12 protein-coding genes are annotated in these 15,994 nt (G+C 55.5%); 7 read left to right on the forward strand and 5 right to left on the reverse strand.

Annotated features, from left to right (window positions below; translation table 11 throughout):
- Positions 1–15: 15 nt before the first annotated feature.
- The 5 genes from rsxA to HVA01_RS02550 all read right to left on the reverse strand — a co-directional run bounded on the left by rsxA (position 16) and on the right by HVA01_RS02550 (position 5,468).
- Positions 16–597, reverse strand: coding sequence for an electron transport complex subunit RsxA (rsxA, locus tag HVA01_RS02530; protein WP_146872964.1), 582 nt, complete (start codon positions 595–597; stop codon positions 16–18).
- A gap of 127 nt (positions 598–724) precedes the next feature.
- Entirely contained in the window at positions 725–2,761 is a 2,037-nt protein-coding gene (metG, locus tag HVA01_RS02535) for a methionine--tRNA ligase (protein ID WP_146872965.1), read from the reverse strand.
- A 118-nt stretch (positions 2,762–2,879) separates the two neighbouring features.
- Positions 2,880–3,161, reverse strand: a complete 282-nt coding sequence (locus tag HVA01_RS02540; protein WP_146872966.1) for a hypothetical protein — start codon at positions 3,159–3,161, stop codon at positions 2,880–2,882.
- 96 nt (positions 3,162–3,257) lie between these two features.
- Positions 3,258–4,439: a 1-acyl-sn-glycerol-3-phosphate acyltransferase gene (locus HVA01_RS02545; protein ID WP_146872967.1), complete on the reverse strand. Its 1,182-nt coding sequence runs from the start codon at positions 4,437–4,439 to the stop codon at positions 3,258–3,260.
- 99 nt (positions 4,440–4,538) lie between these two features.
- Entirely contained in the window at positions 4,539–5,468 is a 930-nt protein-coding gene (locus HVA01_RS02550; RefSeq protein ID WP_146872968.1) for a recombination-associated protein RdgC, read from the reverse strand.
- Positions 5,469–5,609: 141 nt separating this feature from the next.
- Here HVA01_RS02550 and HVA01_RS02555 point away from each other — a divergent pair, with 141 nt between their 5' ends.
- From HVA01_RS02555 to rpsA, 7 genes are all read left to right on the forward strand, one after another.
- The gene (locus HVA01_RS02555; RefSeq protein WP_146872969.1) at positions 5,610–6,044 is read left to right on the forward strand and encodes an acyl-CoA thioesterase; all 435 of its coding nucleotides are present in this window, start codon (positions 5,610–5,612) and stop codon (positions 6,042–6,044) included.
- A 152-nt stretch (positions 6,045–6,196) separates the two neighbouring features.
- Entirely contained in the window at positions 6,197–8,902 is a 2,706-nt protein-coding gene (gene gyrA / locus HVA01_RS02560; RefSeq protein ID WP_146872970.1) for a DNA gyrase subunit A, read from the forward strand.
- On the forward strand, positions 8,886–9,989 hold the full coding sequence (serC, locus tag HVA01_RS02565) for a 3-phosphoserine/phosphohydroxythreonine transaminase (RefSeq protein ID WP_146872971.1): 1,104 nt from the start codon (positions 8,886–8,888) through the stop codon (positions 9,987–9,989). The genes gyrA and serC overlap by 17 nt, the downstream gene beginning before the upstream one ends.
- A gap of 5 nt (positions 9,990–9,994) precedes the next feature.
- A complete protein-coding gene (gene pheA / locus HVA01_RS02570; RefSeq protein ID WP_146872972.1) occupies positions 9,995–11,086 on the forward strand; it encodes a prephenate dehydratase in 1,092 nt (363 codons plus the stop codon).
- Positions 11,087–11,091: 5 nt separating this feature from the next.
- Positions 11,092–13,371 (forward strand): bifunctional prephenate dehydrogenase/3-phosphoshikimate 1-carboxyvinyltransferase, encoded by a 2,280-nt coding sequence (locus HVA01_RS02575; protein WP_146873206.1) that lies wholly within the window; start codon positions 11,092–11,094, stop codon positions 13,369–13,371.
- Positions 13,364–14,068 carry a (d)CMP kinase gene (gene cmk, locus HVA01_RS02580; RefSeq protein WP_146872973.1) on the forward strand — a complete coding sequence of 235 codons (705 nt, stop codon included), beginning with the start codon at positions 13,364–13,366 and terminating at the stop codon, positions 14,066–14,068. The genes HVA01_RS02575 and cmk overlap by 8 nt, the downstream gene beginning before the upstream one ends.
- Before the next feature lie 183 nt (positions 14,069–14,251).
- The gene (gene rpsA, locus HVA01_RS02585; protein ID WP_146872974.1) at positions 14,252–15,934 is read left to right on the forward strand and encodes a 30S ribosomal protein S1; all 1,683 of its coding nucleotides are present in this window, start codon (positions 14,252–14,254) and stop codon (positions 15,932–15,934) included.
- Positions 15,935–15,994: the final 60 nt, after the last annotated feature.

Here is a 15,994-nt window from a genome sequence, read left to right on the forward strand (position 1 = left end):
TAACCCTTGTACCTTTCACCCTTGTACCAAGCCGGAAAAGCCCAGAAACGCCAGCGACATTAGGCTGGCCGTGACCATCGCAATGGCGGCGCCCTGGAAAGGTTTGGGAATGTCCGCACTAGCTAGCCGTTCACGCATCGCCGCGAAGAGTACCAAAATCAGCGAGAAGCCTAGCGCTGCGCCCAATCCATACACCGTAGTGTGAAAAAAGCTCAGCTCGCGGTTTAGCGACAGCAAGGCGACACCTAACACTGCGCAGTTAGTGGTAATCAGCGGCAGGAAGATGCCTAGTACCTGATGCAGCAGCGGACTGAGCTGGCGCACCATGACTTCGGTAAACTGCACGACCGCTGCAATCACCACAATAAAGCTGATGGTGCGCAGGTAGGTTACATCCAGCGGCACCAGCAGCCCGTGGTAGACCACGAAGCTCGCCGCCGACGCCAGGGTCAGCACAAAGGTCGTTGCCAGGGACATGCCCATGGCCGACTCCAGTTTATTGGAGACGCCCATAAAGGGGCACAGACCCAGAAATTGGACCAACACGAAATTGTTAACCAGCGCGGTGCTGATCAAAATGATAAATAGCTCGCTCATAGCGGCGTATTGTGCGAAGAAATTGAGGTTTTAGCCAGAGGCGATGTGCCGCGTGACCTAGACCTGAAAAGTGGCCGACGTGAGGGCAGAGCCGTTGCGACGCTGCCCGAGACATAGATAGCGTTAATTAGGTAACCCGTTGGCCCGGTTCGGCGCCCGTATCAGGCGAGAGCAGGTAGATGCCGTCTTCGTTGGCTGAGGCCAATACCATGCCTTCCGATACCCCAAAGCGCATTTTACGTGGCGCCAGGTTGGCGACCATGACCGTCAAGCGGCCCTCTAGCGCTTCGGGCGCGTAGGCCGAGCGAATGCCGGAGAAAACGTTGCGGGTTTCGCCCCCCAGGTCGAGGGTTAACTGCAATAGCTTATCGGCGCCTTCGACATAGTTGGCCTTGGCAATGCGCGCGATGCGCAGGTCGACTTTGGCAAAGGCGGCAAAGTCGATCTCATCCGCGATAGGGTCCTCTGTCAGCGGGCCTTTGGGCGCCTCTTTGAGTTTTTGCTCTTCCACGAGATCTTCCTTCGATGCATCAACCATGGCGTCGATTTTATCGCGTTCAACGCGGGTCATTAACGGCTTGAACTTATTGATCGTATGGTTCGTCAACACCTCTTGACGACTATGCCAGTCAAGCGACTCAATGTTAAGAAACGCCCGCGCCTGCTCTGCCATGGCGGGAATTACCGGGGCAAGATAGACCATTAACTGGCGAAATAGGTTAATGCCTAGCGAACATATTGCCAGGACTTCAGTATCGCGCCCTTCTTGCTTGGCCAGTGCCCAGGGTTCTTTGTCGGCAATATAGGTATTGGCTTCGTCCGCCAGCTCCATGATTTTGCGCATTGCGCGGCTAAATTCGCGCGCTTCAAAGTCATCGGCGATGTCGTCGCCCGCGGCAATAAAGCGCGCGACCATCTGCGGTTCAGCGCATTGTGAAGAGAGTGTCCCCCCACCGATTTTTTTCACAAACCCAGCGCAGCGGCTGGCAATGTTGACCACTTTACCCACTAGATCGGAATTAACCCGCGCGGCAAAATCGTCCAGGTTCAAATCCAAATCGTCGACTTTGGAAGTGAGCTTGGCGGCAAAGTAATAACGCAGGTATTCGGGGTTGAGGTAGTCGGCGTAAGTGGCGGCTTTAATAAAGGTGCCGCGGGATTTCGACATCTTGGCGCCGTCTACGGTCAAAAAGCCGTGGCAGTTGACGGCCGTCGGTGTGCGCAGGTCGGCACCGTGCAGCATGGCGGGCCAGAACAGCGCATGGAAGTAGACGATATCTTTGCCGATAAAGTGATATACCTCGGCATCCGAGTCTTTGTTCCAGTAGCTGTCGAAGTCGATGCCGTCGCGCTCGCAGAGATTTTTAAAACTGGCGAGGTAACCAATCGGGGCGTCCAGCCAGACATAGAAGTACTTGCCCGGTGCGTCGGGAATTTCAAAGCCAAAGTAGGGCGCATCGCGCGAAATATCCCACTCGTTAAAACCCGATTCAAACCACTCCATCAGCTTATTGCGAATTTGCGGCTGCACGTGGCCGTCGTCTATCCAGCGCTGCAAAAAGTCGGCAAAATCGGGCAGTTTGAAGAAGTAGTGGGTCGAGGTGCGTACTTCGGGCGTGGCGCCTGAAATGGCTGAAACGGGGTTGATCAGGTCGGCGGGCGTGTAAGTAGCGCCACACTTTTCGCAGTTATCGCCGTACTGGTCATCGGCGCCGCACTTGGGGCAAGTGCCTTTAATAAAACGATCGGCCAGGAATAAGCCTTTTTGCGGATCAAACATCTGCTCAATATCGCGGGTGGCGATATGGCCTTTGTCCCGCAAGCGGGTATAAATCATTTCGCTGAGCTGGCGGTTTTCAACGGAGTGGGTCGAATGATAGTTGTCGAAGCCGACGCCGAAACGGGCAAAGTCCGTTTGGTGGTCGTTGGAAACCCGCTCAATCAGCGCTTCTGAGGTAATACCTTCCTGTTCGGCACGTAGCATAATCGCGGTGCCATGCGCATCATCGGCGCACACGTAATAGCACTGTTGACCACGACTTTTCTGAAAACGTACCCAGATATCCGTCTGGATATACTCCAATAAGTGACCGAGATGAATGGCTCCATTGGCGTAAGGGAGCGCGCTCGTCACCAATATGTTGCGCGTGGCGGTAGTCGACATGGTGAAAAAGAGTTCCGAGTGAATAAGGAGCCGTTGAGGCAATAACAAAAGAGAGCGAAGCGGCTAGCGGCTTCGCCGATGACATTTTTAGCGATAACGATGCTAAACGCCGTTGAGATTAATACAGCGCCTGCTCTTCTTGAACCACTTCGCGCAGTAGCTCTAAAAAGAGCCTATCGGCTTCAGAATGCTCGGCCGGGTCTTCCGGTATATGCACACTGGTGGTGTCAGAGATTTCGTTAGCGATACGCGCCATGACCGCTGGGCTATTGCCTTCCACCAACTGTTCGCGAGCAATCGACAGGGATTGGTCGAGGATTTTAGGGTCTTGTAAAAGCTTCCGAATAAAGTCGCGCAGTTCGTTAATGATGCGCGTTTTCTGAATTTCTGAACCGGACATGGGAGTCTCCTCAGGATCGCGATTGACGACAGCGCCAAGCAAGATCGATCAATGCATTGACCATAGCATTTTTTTGCCCAGCAGGCATGGCTGGCATTATAAGGTTAGCCGTCCCGCTTTATGCTTAACAGGGTTAGCGTACTGAGCAAGCCAATAGGGGCGTAAAGGCTCTGGAACAGTGGCCAAACGAGCGTTAAAGCGTTCCCTGTCTTGTCGCGTAATGACTTTACGGGCTACCAGTTCAGGCGCTTCACCCAAGGCTTCCAAGGCTAAATAGTGGCTGGGGAAAAGGCGATAACCACCGATCACTTGACGGTCAATTTCAGCCGCCACTTCATCGGGTGTTTCCATGTCAGCGCCGACCGGCGAGCCAAAATGCAGCCGCACGCGGCCTTTAGAGCCGGTAATGCCCGCCACAATGGAGCTGATATCTTCAAACTCACTTTTGGCGTAGCTGCCTTGGGTGTCGATATCGTATAGCTCTTGGGCTTTTTGCACGTCGCAGGGATCATACTCGTAGCTAATCGATACCGGCACGAGTTTTAGCTCGGCAATCGCCTCGCCAAACACCATGTCACGCTCGGCGTTACGTCTGGCCATGGTCAGCATTTTAATAATGGCGGGCTCGGTATGATCAATGCCGTTTTTGGCCCGTCCTTCGCGCTGCGCCATCCAGATAGAATGCTGGTCTTCGGTGATGCTGTGGCGTATATACGCAGAAAGCTGCTGGAAAGCGGCGAGCATGGCGCGTTTGCCGCGTGCACTGCGTGGCACGATAAAGCTTTTATTCAACCGCATTAGATCGGTGACATAGGGCTTTTTCAGCAGGTTGTCACCGATGGCGATGCGCACTGTGCCCCGGTTCGCCTTATAAAGTGCATAGTTAACGAAGGCGGGATCCAGCGAGATATCGCGGTGGTTGCCGATAAACAGGTAAGCGCCCGCCGGGTCGAGTTTATCGAGGCCGGTGACTTCAAAGGCGTCGGTGGTAGTACGAATCATGCGCTCCATATAATGGGCAATACGCATTTGAAAGTCGTAAACCGTTGACACATCTTTGACTTCACGGCGCACGGCACGGCTGGCTAACAGGCGAGCCAGCGAAGGAGCCCAGCGAGCCAAGCGGGGCAGCCGAAAGCGGGTTAGCGCATCCAGCAGCTCGTTGTCGCGTGAAAGCCTGGCAAGCACATCAGCCACTTCGTGATCCATAAAGGGCCGGATATTGGCCCAAGGGTCGGTCGTATTAGAGACGGTGGTAGCGTTATTTTGATCAGTCATGCGAACCGTTGGATGATAAACCGTTGGGATATAAATAATCAGTATCGATTAAGCGCATCAAGACGAAAAGGCTGTTTAGATTAGCCTAACATAGAGCCCTTACTGCGCCGCGGGTTCCCGCTGCGTTTCGCCACCGAGCCATTCTATCAAGCGCGGAATGTCGGCGGATAGCGCTTGCGCCATTAAGATAAAGTCCGTTTCCAGGCGCGCGAGGGCATCGTCACCGTCATCAGCGTGGTCGGCTTCTTCAATCAAAGCATCGCCAAAGCGCAACGCTTTCAGCGCCAAGTCGTCGTGCAGTACAAAGCTTAAGCGGCCTTCCAGGCTGATCGCCAGTTTACTGGCTTGACGGCCGCTCTCAAGCAGCTGCTGAATTTCATCGCTGTCTAAATCAACCTGCCGGGCGCGTAGTACGCCATCGTCGCCCTTGGCTTTGAGCTCCACCTGATCGCCAAGTTGCAGGTCGGCAGGGCGGCTGGCCGCGTCGCCCAGCCAGGTCGTCATGGCGCGGATAGGCAGCGTTTGTGAGCTCAGCGGGGTAACCTTTAAGCTGCCCAGGGTCTCGCGCAGCAAATCCAGAATGTCTTCGGCGCGGGTGCGCGAGCTGGCGTTGATGCCGATTAGCTGGCTGCGTGTGTCCCACCACAGATCGATTTTCTGGCTGCGTACAAAAGCACGGGGGAGTAATTCTTCGGTGATCTGCTCTTTTAGCGCGGTTTTCTCTTTACGCGTGACTTTGCGACCTTCGCTAGCCTCTATATCGGCCACCTGCTCGTCGACTTCTTCTTTGACAACAGACGCTGGCAGCAGGCGTTCCTGGCGCAGCGCTGAAAGCAGGCGGTGCGCTTGGATTTCGTGCACCAGCTGTCCGTTGCCCAAACGCCCGGCCGGCGCTGTCCAGCCTAGGCGGCGCGCATCGGCATTGCCGAGTGGTTTAGCGACATGCTCCTGTAAGGCGCTCTCAAGGGCATCGCTGGGTAATTCGGGCGCGTCGTGCAGGCGATATAAATGCAAGTGCTTAAACCACATGAGGCCAATCCTATTCAAAAGGTGGCACATTATGGCGAAAGAGGGGCATTCCTACCAGCGTACCGGTGCCAATCGGGCTGTTGCACGTGTTTCAAACTTGTGTTTGATTGAGCCGTTAGCCATCAACACAGAGGAGTTACTATGACCACATCATTATCGCGGGTTCCGTTGCGCGTTCGCGGCTATCACCTGGATGGCTACGGGCATGTCAATAACGCCCGCTATCTGGAGTTCATGGAAGAAGGGCGCTGGGATTTTTTTGATCAACACCCGGCGCTGATTAAAGAGCTTCACGAGGCTGGTCGCGCGTTTGTGGTGGTCAATTTAAACATTGATTACCTCGCCGCGGCACGCCAGGGCGATGACCTGGAGATTATGACGGGGATTGTCGAAGTCGGTGACCGCAGTGCGATATGCCATCACCGGATTGTGCGCAAGGACGGCAAGCTAATCGCCCAGGCGGATTTAACCTTTGTACTGCTGGATATGCGTGCCAATAAAGCCACCGCCATAGAGGATGAGGTGCGCGAGACGCTCACTGCGTTAACCGTGGCGAAAGAGGCATTTGCTGCCTAAAAGGCTTTGCTGAGCTGCCTGGCTGCCCTTGCCGCTTTTGCAGTGGTATGATGGTGGTGTATTTGCGCGCCGCCCTATGCTGCTATTAGGGCGGTGTTTTTAAGCGCTTTCAACTCTCGCAGTGCCAATGCAGTGCAAAGGATCTGACTTTCATGGGTGACATCGCCAGAGAAATCTTGCCCGTCAATATTGAAGACGAGCTCAAACAGTCGTATCTCGACTATGCGATGAGCGTCATTATCGGCCGTGCGCTTCCTGATGTGCGGGACGGCTTAAAACCGGTTCACCGGCGTGTGCTGTTTGCCATGCATGAACTGAATAATGACTGGAATAAACCGTACAAGAAGTCGGCGCGTGTCGTCGGCGATGTCATCGGTAAATACCATCCGCACGGCGATAGCGCGGTATACGACACTATTGTACGCATGGCGCAGCACTTCTCGATGCGCCATGTGCTGGTCGACGGCCAGGGTAACTTCGGTTCTATCGATGGGGACAACGCGGCGGCCATGCGTTATACCGAGGTGCGCATGTCGCGCCTCGCCCACGAGCTGCTCGCCGATCTTGAGAAAGACACCGTCGATTGGGTGGATAACTACGACGGCACCGAGCGGATACCCGCCGTACTGCCCACCAAAGTCCCCAACCTGCTGATTAACGGCTCGTCGGGTATCGCGGTCGGCATGGCGACCAATATCCCGCCACATAACATGCGCGAAGTCATCGACGGCTGTTTGGCGTTAATCGACGACTACACGCTGTCGGTGGATGACTTGATGGAGTACATCCCCGGGCCTGACTTTCCCACCGGCGCGATCATCAATGGTCGTGCGGGCATTTTGTCAGCGTACCGCACCGGGCGTGGGCGTATTTATGTGCGCGCCTGCCACACCATTGAGCACCACGACAAAACCGGTCGCGACCACATCATCATCACCGAGCTGCCCTATCAGGTGAACAAGGCGCGGTTGATCGAGAAGATTGCCGAGCTGGTCAAAGAGAAGAAGATCGAAGGCATCGCCGAGCTGCGCGATGAGTCGGATAAAGATGGCCTGCGCGTGGTGATTGAAATCAAGCGCGGTGAGTCCGGCGAGGTGGTGGTCAATAACCTGTTTGCCCAGACACAGCTGCAAAACGTGTTCGGGATTAATATGGTGGCGCTGGAAAATGGCCAGCCGCGCACGCTTAATCTTAAAGAGATGCTGGAAGCCTTTATTCGCCACCGCCGCGAAGTGGTGACCCGGCGTACGTTGTATGAGCTGAAAAAAGCCCGTGAGCGTGGGCATCTGTTGGAAGGCTTGGCCGTTGCTATCTCCAATATCGACCAAGTGATTGAGCTGATAAAAGCCTCGCCCAATGCGGCGGAAGCGCGTGAAAAGCTGCTCGCCAAGACGTGGCAGCCCGGCCAAGTAACCGCCATGCTGGAACGGGCCGGCGCAACATCTTGCAAACCAGAAGAGCTGGAAGAAGGCTTTGGTTTAAACACGGCGGCGACGTCTTATCGATTATCGCCTGCCCAGGCACAGGCGATTCTCGAATTGCGCCTGCACCGTTTGACCGGGCTTGAGACAGAGAAACTGCTCGATGAGTATCTGTCTATTCTTGAGAAAATTGCCGAGTTGACCGAGATTCTGGCATCACCTGACCGCTTGATGGAAGTCATTCGCGAAGAACTGCATGCCGTGCGTGATCAGTTTGGCGACGACCGCCGTACTGAGATTCAGGCCAGCCACCTGGATCTTTCCATGGAGGACTTGATCGCCGAAGAGGACATGGTAGTCACCGTGTCACGCTCCGGTTATGCCAAGACGCAGCCGCTGTCAGATTATCAGGCGCAGCGTCGTGGCGGTCGCGGTAAGTCCGCAACGGCAATGAAAGACGAAGATGTCATTGAGCACCTATTGGTAGCCTCCACCCACGACACCGTGCTGCTGTTCTCCAACCGCGGCAAAGTGTATTGGCTGAAAGTCTACGAAATGCCCAACGCCAGCCGTGGCTCGCGGGGTAAGCCGCTGGTGAACATGCTGCCGTTGGAAGAAGATGAAGCGGTTAACGCCATCTTGCCGGTGCGCGACTACAACCCCGATAACTATATTTTCTTTGCTACGGCCAAAGGCACCGTCAAGCGGACTAGCCTTGAGCAGTTCTCGCGGCCGCGCAGCGTCGGTTTGATTGCCATTGACCTGGAAGAGGGCGACCGCTTAGTAGGCGCGGCGATTACCACGGGTAATGACCACGCCATGCTGCTGTCATCTAACGGTAAGGCGATTCGCTTTGAAGAGGGCAATGCTCGCGCCATGGGGCGTACTGCTCGCGGCGTTCGCGGTATGCGTCTGGCGGGCGATGCGGAAGTCATCAGTCTGATTATACCCAAAAGTCAGCAGATCGACGCCGAGGCGGATGCCGAGACTGACGCCCAGGATGGCAGCCAGGAAAACGTTGTCGCCGAAACGTCTGATGGTCAAATCTACATCATGACCGCCAGCGAGAACGGTTATGGCAAGCGCACGCGCCTGGAAGAGTTTCCGCTGCGTGGCCGCGGTGGCCAGGGTGTTATCGCCATGCAGACCAGTGAGCGTAACGGTTCGCTAGTGGCGGCGATGCAGGTGTATGACAGTGATGAAATGATGCTGATCACCGACCGCGGCACGCTGGTGCGTACCCGTGTGGAAGAAGTCTCCACGACGTCGCGTAATACTCAGGGTGTGATGCTAATTCGCCTCGGCAAAGAAGAGAAGCTGGTCAAGACGGTTCGTGTGGATGAACCCGAAGAAGATTTAAGCAGTCTTGAAGAATCCGAGCCGAGCGAATCATCCGATAACGCACAGGACATAGGGACTGATGACACGTCACTATAATTTCTGCGCAGGGCCAGCGGCCCTGCCGGTAGCCGTACTTGAACGCGCCCGCGAAGAGCTACTGGACTATCACGGCCGTGGTCTTTCGGTAATGGAAATGAGCCATCGTAGCGACGAGTTTGTCGCTATTGCCGAGCACGCCGAGGCGGATTTTCGTCAGCTACTGGGCGTGCCAGATAACTACAAAGTGCTGTTTTTGCAGGGTGGGGCCAGCTTGCAGTTTGCCATGCTGCCGATGAACCTGCTGGGCCAAGGCGGTAGCGGCAACTTTATTCAGACCGGTATCTGGGGCAAGAAGGCGATCGCCGAGGCTAAGCGGCTCGGCTTTAGCTATCATTTGGCTGCCAGTAGTGAGCCCAATGGCCATACGGCGGTGCCGGCGCGCGACGCCCTGCAGGTAAGCGCCGACGCTGCTTATTTGCACTACACCTCAAACGAGACCATTGGCGGTCTAGAGTTTGACTACACGCCCCAGGTTCAGCGTGCCGACGGCGCAAGCGTGCCGCTGGTCTGTGATATGTCGTCAAATATCCTCTCCGGGCCGACCGATGTTAGTCAATTTGGCGTGATCTACGCCGGGGCGCAGAAAAATATTGGCCCCGCCGGGTTAACCCTGGTGGTGGTGCGTGACGACCTATTGGGTAAGGCGCAAGCGGATATTCCTTCGCTGTTTGATTATCAGCTGCTGGCGGAAGCCGGGTCGATGGTCAATACGCCGCCTACCTATGCCTGGTATTTAGCCGGGCTAGTCTTTCAGTGGCTGAAAAACGATATCGGCGGGCTGGAAGCGATGGATGCCATCAATCAGCGCAAAGCCGAAAAGCTCTACGCGGCCATTGATGCCAGCGAGTTTTATAGTAATCCTATTGCTAAAGCCAATCGCTCGCGCATGAACGTGCCGTTTGTACTCGCCGATGCGGCGCTGGATAAAGCCTTCTTGCAACAGGCCGATGCGGCGGGGCTGCTGAATTTAAAAGGCCACCGCAGCGTAGGCGGTATGCGTGCCAGCCTGTATAACGCGGTGCCCGAGTCTGCAGTAGATGCATTAATTGCATTTATGGCCGATTTTGAACAAACAAGGGGCTAACCACTATGTCCGACACGTCGATCAATCTTGATGAGTTGCGTCAGCGTATCGATCAGCTTGATAGCGATATTCTCAATCTGATCAGCGAGCGCGCCAGCTGCGCCCAGCAGGTAGCCCGGGTTAAGCTGGCCGAAGATAATGACGCGGTGTTCTATCGCCCCGAGCGCGAGGCGCAGGTGCTGCGACGCATCATGGCGTTGAACAAAGGACCGCTTGATTCAGAAGAGATGGCGCGCTTGTTCCGCGAAATCATGTCGGCGTGTTTGGCGCTTGAGCAGCCGGTTAAAGTGGCTTATTTAGGCCCTGAAGGCACCTTTACTCAGCAGGCGGCGCTTAAACACTTTGGCGAAAGTGCGGTGAGCCTGCCCATGGCGGCAATCGATGAGGTGTTCCGTGAAGTGGAGGCAGGCGCCGTTCACTATGGCGTAGTGCCGGTGGAAAATTCCACCGAAGGGGTGGTCAATCACACCCTGGATACCTTTATGGACTCCTCAATCAAAATCTGTGGCGAAGTAGTGCTGCGTATTCACCATCATTTGCTGGTTAGCGAAAACACCCGCCGCGATAAAGTCTCGCGTATCTATTCGCATCCGCAGTCTTTCGCCCAGTGTCGTAAATGGCTTGATGCGCACTATCCCCATGCTGAGCGCGTGCCGGTTTCTTCTAACGCTGAAGCGGCCAAGTTAGTCAAAACCGAGTGGCATAGCGCGGCGATTGCCGGCGATATGGCCGCTAAGCTTTATGGCCTTGAACATATTGCCGAAAAAATTGAAGACAGCCCGGATAACTCCACGCGGTTTTTGATTATTGGCAATCAGGATGTGCCTATGGCGGGAGAGGACAAAACCTCAATTGTGGTCGCCATGCGCAACCAGCCGGGGACGCTGCATGCGTTGCTGGAACCGTTTCACCGCCACCAGATCGATTTGACCCGCCTTGAAACGCGGCCATCGCGAACGGGGGTGTGGAACTACGTCTTTTTCATTGATTTTAAGGGCCATCGCGATGAGCCGCGTGTTGCCGCCGTGCTCGAAGAAGTTCGGCTACGGGCGGCGGATCTGCGCGTGCTGGGCTCCTACCCCATAGGCGTGCTGTGACGTTAATGGTCGAAAGCAGCGTAAAAACATCAGCTTGTCATGAATCGCGCCTATTGATTGTTGGCCTGGGGTTGATTGGTGGCTCGCTGGCGGCAGCGCTGCGCGTGGCAGGTTTTAAGGGAAACATTGTCGCTTGCGATCCTGATGAGCAGGAGATCGCACGCGGTATTGAGATGGGGCTGATCGATTCAGGCGGCGCCCAACTTGATGAGCAAGTGAATGATGCCACCATGGTAGTGCTGGCGGTGCCGGTGCTCGCCATGGAGAGTGTGATGAACACTTTGGCCGGAGCGATGCAGCGTGCATCGCCCGATATGGTGATCACCGACGTTGGCAGTACCAAGGCGACTATCCGCGCCTGCGCCCAGCGGGTATTTGGCCAAGTGCCCACTAATATGGTGTTAGGGCACCCCATTGCCGGTTCAGAGAAAAGCGGTGTGGCGGCGGCGAATCCACGTCTTTATGTGGATCACAAGGTGATCCTAACCCCGGAGCCCAACGTAGACTTAGGCGCTTTGCAGCGCGTGCGCTGCCTATGGGAAGCCTGCGGTGCCGAGGTGCTGGAAATGGACGTGGAGCGCCATGATCAGGTGCTGGCGCGCACCAGTCACTTGCCCCATTTGCTGGCTTTTTCACTGGTGGATACGCTGGCTCGTCAGGATCAGCGGCTGGATATTTTTCGCTACGCGGCGGGTGGCTTTCGCGATTTTACCCGTATTGCGGGTAGCGACCCGGTCATGTGGCGGGATATTTTTATTGCCAATAAACAGGCGGTTTTGGCCTCGCTGGATGATTTTGAAGCGGGGCTGTCTCGATTGCGTCATGCGGTAGAAACCGGTGACAGCGATGCGCTGATTGCCACCTTTGATCGGGCCAGCCATGCCCGGCACTATTTCGACTCTTTATTGAACAAAACCAGTTATCAGGCGGAATACCATATGCAACCACAAGGTAAGGTCAGCTACCGTGTGCAGCCGGGCGGTCAGGCCCTGGGGCGTTTGCGCGTTCCAGGCGATAAATCCATGTCGCACCGTTCTATTATGCTGGGCGCACTGGCCGAAGGCGTCACCGAGGTAAAAGGCTTTCTGGAAGGCGAAGATAGCCTGGCGACCCTGCAGGCGTTTCGTGAAATGGGCGTGGCGATTGAGGGGCCGCACCAGGGCCGCGTGACGATTCATGGCGTCGGCCTGCACGGCTTAAAAGCCCCCGCGGGTCCCATCTACGTGGGTAACTCGGGTACCGCTATGCGGCTGTTCTCGGGGCTGCTCGCCGGTCAGGCGTTCGATAGTGAGCTAACCGGCGATGAGTCGCTGACCAAGCGCCCCATGGCTCGCGTGGCGGACCCGCTGAGGTTGATGGGCGCGACCATCGATACCGCTGAGGGCGGACGCCCGCCGTTAAGAATTCGCGGTGGTGTCCCTCTTAAAGGCATCTATTACGATATGCCCATGGCCAGTGCCCAGGTTAAATCCTGTCTGCTCTTGGCGGGGCTGTATGCCGAAGGCGAAACGCGTGTGCGTGAACCCGCGCCGACCCGTGACCACACCGAGCGCATGCTCAATGGCTTTGGCTATGCGGTGTCGCGTGAAGGCGATACCTGCTGGCTGCAGGGCGGCGGTCAGCTAACGGCTGGGCCGATCGATGTACCTTCGGATATCTCATCGGCAACGTTTTTCCTGGTCGCGGCGGCCATTACACCCGGCGCCGATATCACCCTTGAGCACGTGGGCATTAACCCAACCCGGATTGGCGTGATTAATATTTTGACCCTGATGGGGGCTGATTTGGCGCTAGATAACCAGCGCGAAGTCGGCGGCGAGCCGGTCGCCGATATCCGTATTCGCTACGCGCCGCTCAAAGGTATTGATATCCCCGTTGATCAGGTGCCGCTGGCAATCGATGAGTTCCCTGCGCTGTTTATCGCCGCCGCCAACGCCGAAGGCGTGACCCGCCTGCGCGGTGCTGAAGAGCTGCGCGTCAAAGAGTCTGATCGCATTCAGGCCATGGCCGATGGCTTAGCCGTTTTAGGTGTGCCGCACACCGTCGTGGCAGACGGCATCGATATTACCGGTAACGGAAATGCGCAAAAGGCGAGCTACGGCGGTGGCCGTATCGATAGCCTGGGTGATCACCGTATTGCGATGGCATTTGCGATTGCCGCGCTACGCGCCAATGAAGACATTGTGATTGACGACTGTGCCAATGTAGCGACCTCTTTTCCGGATTTCGTTGAATTGGCCACGCGCATTGGCATGGACGTCAGCGTAGAGGGCGCCCATGAGTAATCACGCGCCTCTCCCCACGGTTCCTGTGGTAACCATTGATGGCCCCGGCGGCGCCGGTAAAGGCACTATCAGCGGTTTAGTGGCAGAGCGGTTAGGTTGGCATTTGTTGGACAGCGGTGCGCTCTACCGGTTAACGGCTCAGGCAGCGGTTAAGCACCAGATCGCTTTGGACAATGAGTCGGGGCTTTCACATTTAGCGCAGCGACTAGATGTCGCATTTCCGATTGTCGATGGTCAGCCGCGCACCCTCCTTGAAGGTGAAGATGTCGGCTCCCTGATCCGCACCGAACAGGCTGGCGAGCGCGCTTCGCAAGTGGCCGCGCTACCCGCGGTGCGCCAAGCGCTGCTACAGCGCCAACGCGATTTTTGCCAGGCACCGGGGTTAGTGGCCGACGGTCGTGATATGGGAACAGTGGTGTTTCCTGACGCTACGCTAAAGATTTTTTTAACCGCGAGCGCCGATGAACGAGCGCGTCGGCGTTATCTACAGTTGCAGGAAGCCGGGGTGGATGCTAGTCTTTCGAGTCTTTTAAAGGAGATTCAGGCACGCGATGCACGCGATACGCAGCGCAGCGTGGCACCTCTCAAGCCGGCAGATGATGCCATTACGCTTGATACCACGCGTCTGAGCATACCGGAAGTGGTAGATCGATTGACCGAACTACTCGCCCAAAGGGGGCTGGTAAGCGGCGTGTGATTTTCCCTTGCGGCGCTTTTGGATAGGTGTCACGACGTGGCAGGGCACTAAACTCACATCGGTGAGCCCGGTCAGGTCTAACCAGCGTTAACACCTCCGAAGGCTGAGTGACATTAGGCCCGTACTTGCTGGTGGTACGGAGAAGGCATTTATGCCTCAACAACGTAATTACGTAGGAACACCATGAGCGAAAGCTTTGCTGATCTGTTTGAACAGTCTCTTAACGACATCAATATGGAGCCAGGCGCGATTGTCGCCGCTCAGGTTGTCGACATTGACGGTGACTGGGTTACTGTCAACGCTGGTCTGAAATCTGAAGGTCAGATCCCGGCGTCACAATTCCGCGATGAAAATGGCAATCTAAACATTGCCATCGGCGATGACGTGCATGTTGCCCTTGAAGCCGTGGAAGATGGTTTCGGTGAGACTCGCCTGTCTCGTGAAAAAGCCAAGCGCGCTGAAGCTTGGAAGATTCTGGAAGCAGCCTTTGAGAAAGACGAAGCCATCAAGGGTGTTATCAACGGTAAGGTTAAAGGCGGCTTCACGGTCGAAGTTGACTCTATCCGTGCTTTCTTGCCCGGCTCGTTGGTTGACGTTCGTCCAGTTCGTGACACTGCGCACCTGGAAAATAAAGAGCTGGACTTTAAAGTCATCAAGCTCGATCCGAAGCGTAACAACGTCGTAGTATCACGTCGTGCGGTTCTGGAAGCAGAGAACAGTGCCGAGCGCGAAGCGCTGCTGGCCACTCTGCAAGAAGGTCAGCAGATCAAGGGTATCGTTAAGAACCTGACAGACTACGGCGCTTTCGTCGATCTGGGCGGCGTCGACGGCCTGCTGCACATTACCGACATGGCGTGGAAGCGTATTAAGCATCCGTCTGAAATCGTTGCTGTCGGCGACGAGATCAACGTCAAGGTGTTGAAGTTTGACCGTGAGCGTAATCGCGTTTCATTGGGTCTGAAGCAGCTGGGTGAAGATCCGTGGGTCAACATCAAGCAGCGTTACCCGGAAGGCACGAAAGTGCACGCAGTCGTTACTAATCTGACTGACTACGGTTGCTTTGCCGAGCTGGAAGAGGGTGTCGAAGGCCTGGTTCACGTTTCTGAAATGGACTGGACCAACAAAAACATCCATCCGTCTAAAGTCGTTCAAGTGGGCGATGATGTTGACGTCATGGTGTTGGATATCGACGAAGAACGTCGTCGTATCTCGCTGGGTATCAAGCAGTGCACTGCTAACCCGTGGGAAACCTTCAACAGTGAGTACAACAAGGGCGACCGTGTTTCAGGTACCATCAAGTCAATTACTGACTTCGGTATCTTTATCGGCCTTGAAGGCGGTATCGACGGTTTGGTTCACCTGTCCGATATCTCTTGGACGGATACCGGCGAAGAAGCGGTACGCAACTTCAAGAAAGGCGATGAAGCCGAAGCGGTTATTCTGTCGATTGATCCAGAGCGTGAGCGTATTTCGCTGGGCATCAAGCAGATGGACTCCGACCCCGTTGCTGAATACCTGTCAGTTAATGACAAGGGCAGCATCGTTACCGGCCGTATCGTTGAAGTCGACGCTAAAGAAGCTCAGGTTGAATTGGCGACTGACGTTATTGCGGTACTGAAGGCGTCTGAGATTAGCGCTGATCGCGTTGAAGACGCGCGTAATGTGCTAAACGAAGGTGACAGTGTCGAAGCACGTATTGTCAGCGTTGATCGCAAGAGCCGTCAGATTAATCTGTCGATTAAAGCGAAAGACCAGGACGATACGCGTCAGAATCTGAAGAAGATGCGTGAGCAAGAGCCAGAAGAGGCAGGCGGTGGTCCGACAACTATCGGCGAGCTAATTAAGCAGCAGATGGGCCAAGACTAATCGTGCATTAGTGACTGGTTTGTAAAAGCGCCGCCCTTATGGGCGGCGCTTTTTTTTTGA

The organism is Halovibrio variabilis (genome assembly GCF_007991175.1).
Classification (GTDB): Bacteria; Pseudomonadota; Gammaproteobacteria; order Pseudomonadales; family Halomonadaceae; genus Vreelandella; species Vreelandella variabilis.

Bases quoted from the DNA above. Each gene is read 5' to 3' on its own strand.
- rsxA (WP_146872964.1), bottom strand. From the start codon at position 597: ATGAGCGAGCTATTTATCATTTTGATCAGCACCGCGCTGGTTAACAAT.
- metG (WP_146872965.1), bottom strand. From the start codon at position 2,761: ATGTCGACTACCGCCACGCGCAACATATTGGTGACGAGCGCGCTCCCT.
- HVA01_RS02540 (WP_146872966.1), bottom strand. From the start codon at position 3,161: ATGTCCGGTTCAGAAATTCAGAAAACGCGCATCATTAACGAACTGCGC.
- HVA01_RS02545 (WP_146872967.1), bottom strand. From the start codon at position 4,439: ATGACTGATCAAAATAACGCTACCACCGTCTCTAATACGACCGACCCT.
- HVA01_RS02550 (WP_146872968.1), bottom strand. From the start codon at position 5,468: ATGTGGTTTAAGCACTTGCATTTATATCGCCTGCACGACGCGCCCGAA.
- HVA01_RS02555 (WP_146872969.1), top strand. From the start codon at position 5,610: ATGACCACATCATTATCGCGGGTTCCGTTGCGCGTTCGCGGCTATCAC.
- gyrA (WP_146872970.1), top strand. From the start codon at position 6,197: ATGGGTGACATCGCCAGAGAAATCTTGCCCGTCAATATTGAAGACGAG.
- serC (WP_146872971.1), top strand. From the start codon at position 8,886: ATGACACGTCACTATAATTTCTGCGCAGGGCCAGCGGCCCTGCCGGTA.
- pheA (WP_146872972.1), top strand. From the start codon at position 9,995: ATGTCCGACACGTCGATCAATCTTGATGAGTTGCGTCAGCGTATCGAT.
- HVA01_RS02575 (WP_146873206.1), top strand. From the start codon at position 11,092: ATGGTCGAAAGCAGCGTAAAAACATCAGCTTGTCATGAATCGCGCCTA.
- cmk (WP_146872973.1), top strand. From the start codon at position 13,364: ATGAGTAATCACGCGCCTCTCCCCACGGTTCCTGTGGTAACCATTGAT.
- rpsA (WP_146872974.1), top strand. From the start codon at position 14,252: ATGAGCGAAAGCTTTGCTGATCTGTTTGAACAGTCTCTTAACGACATC.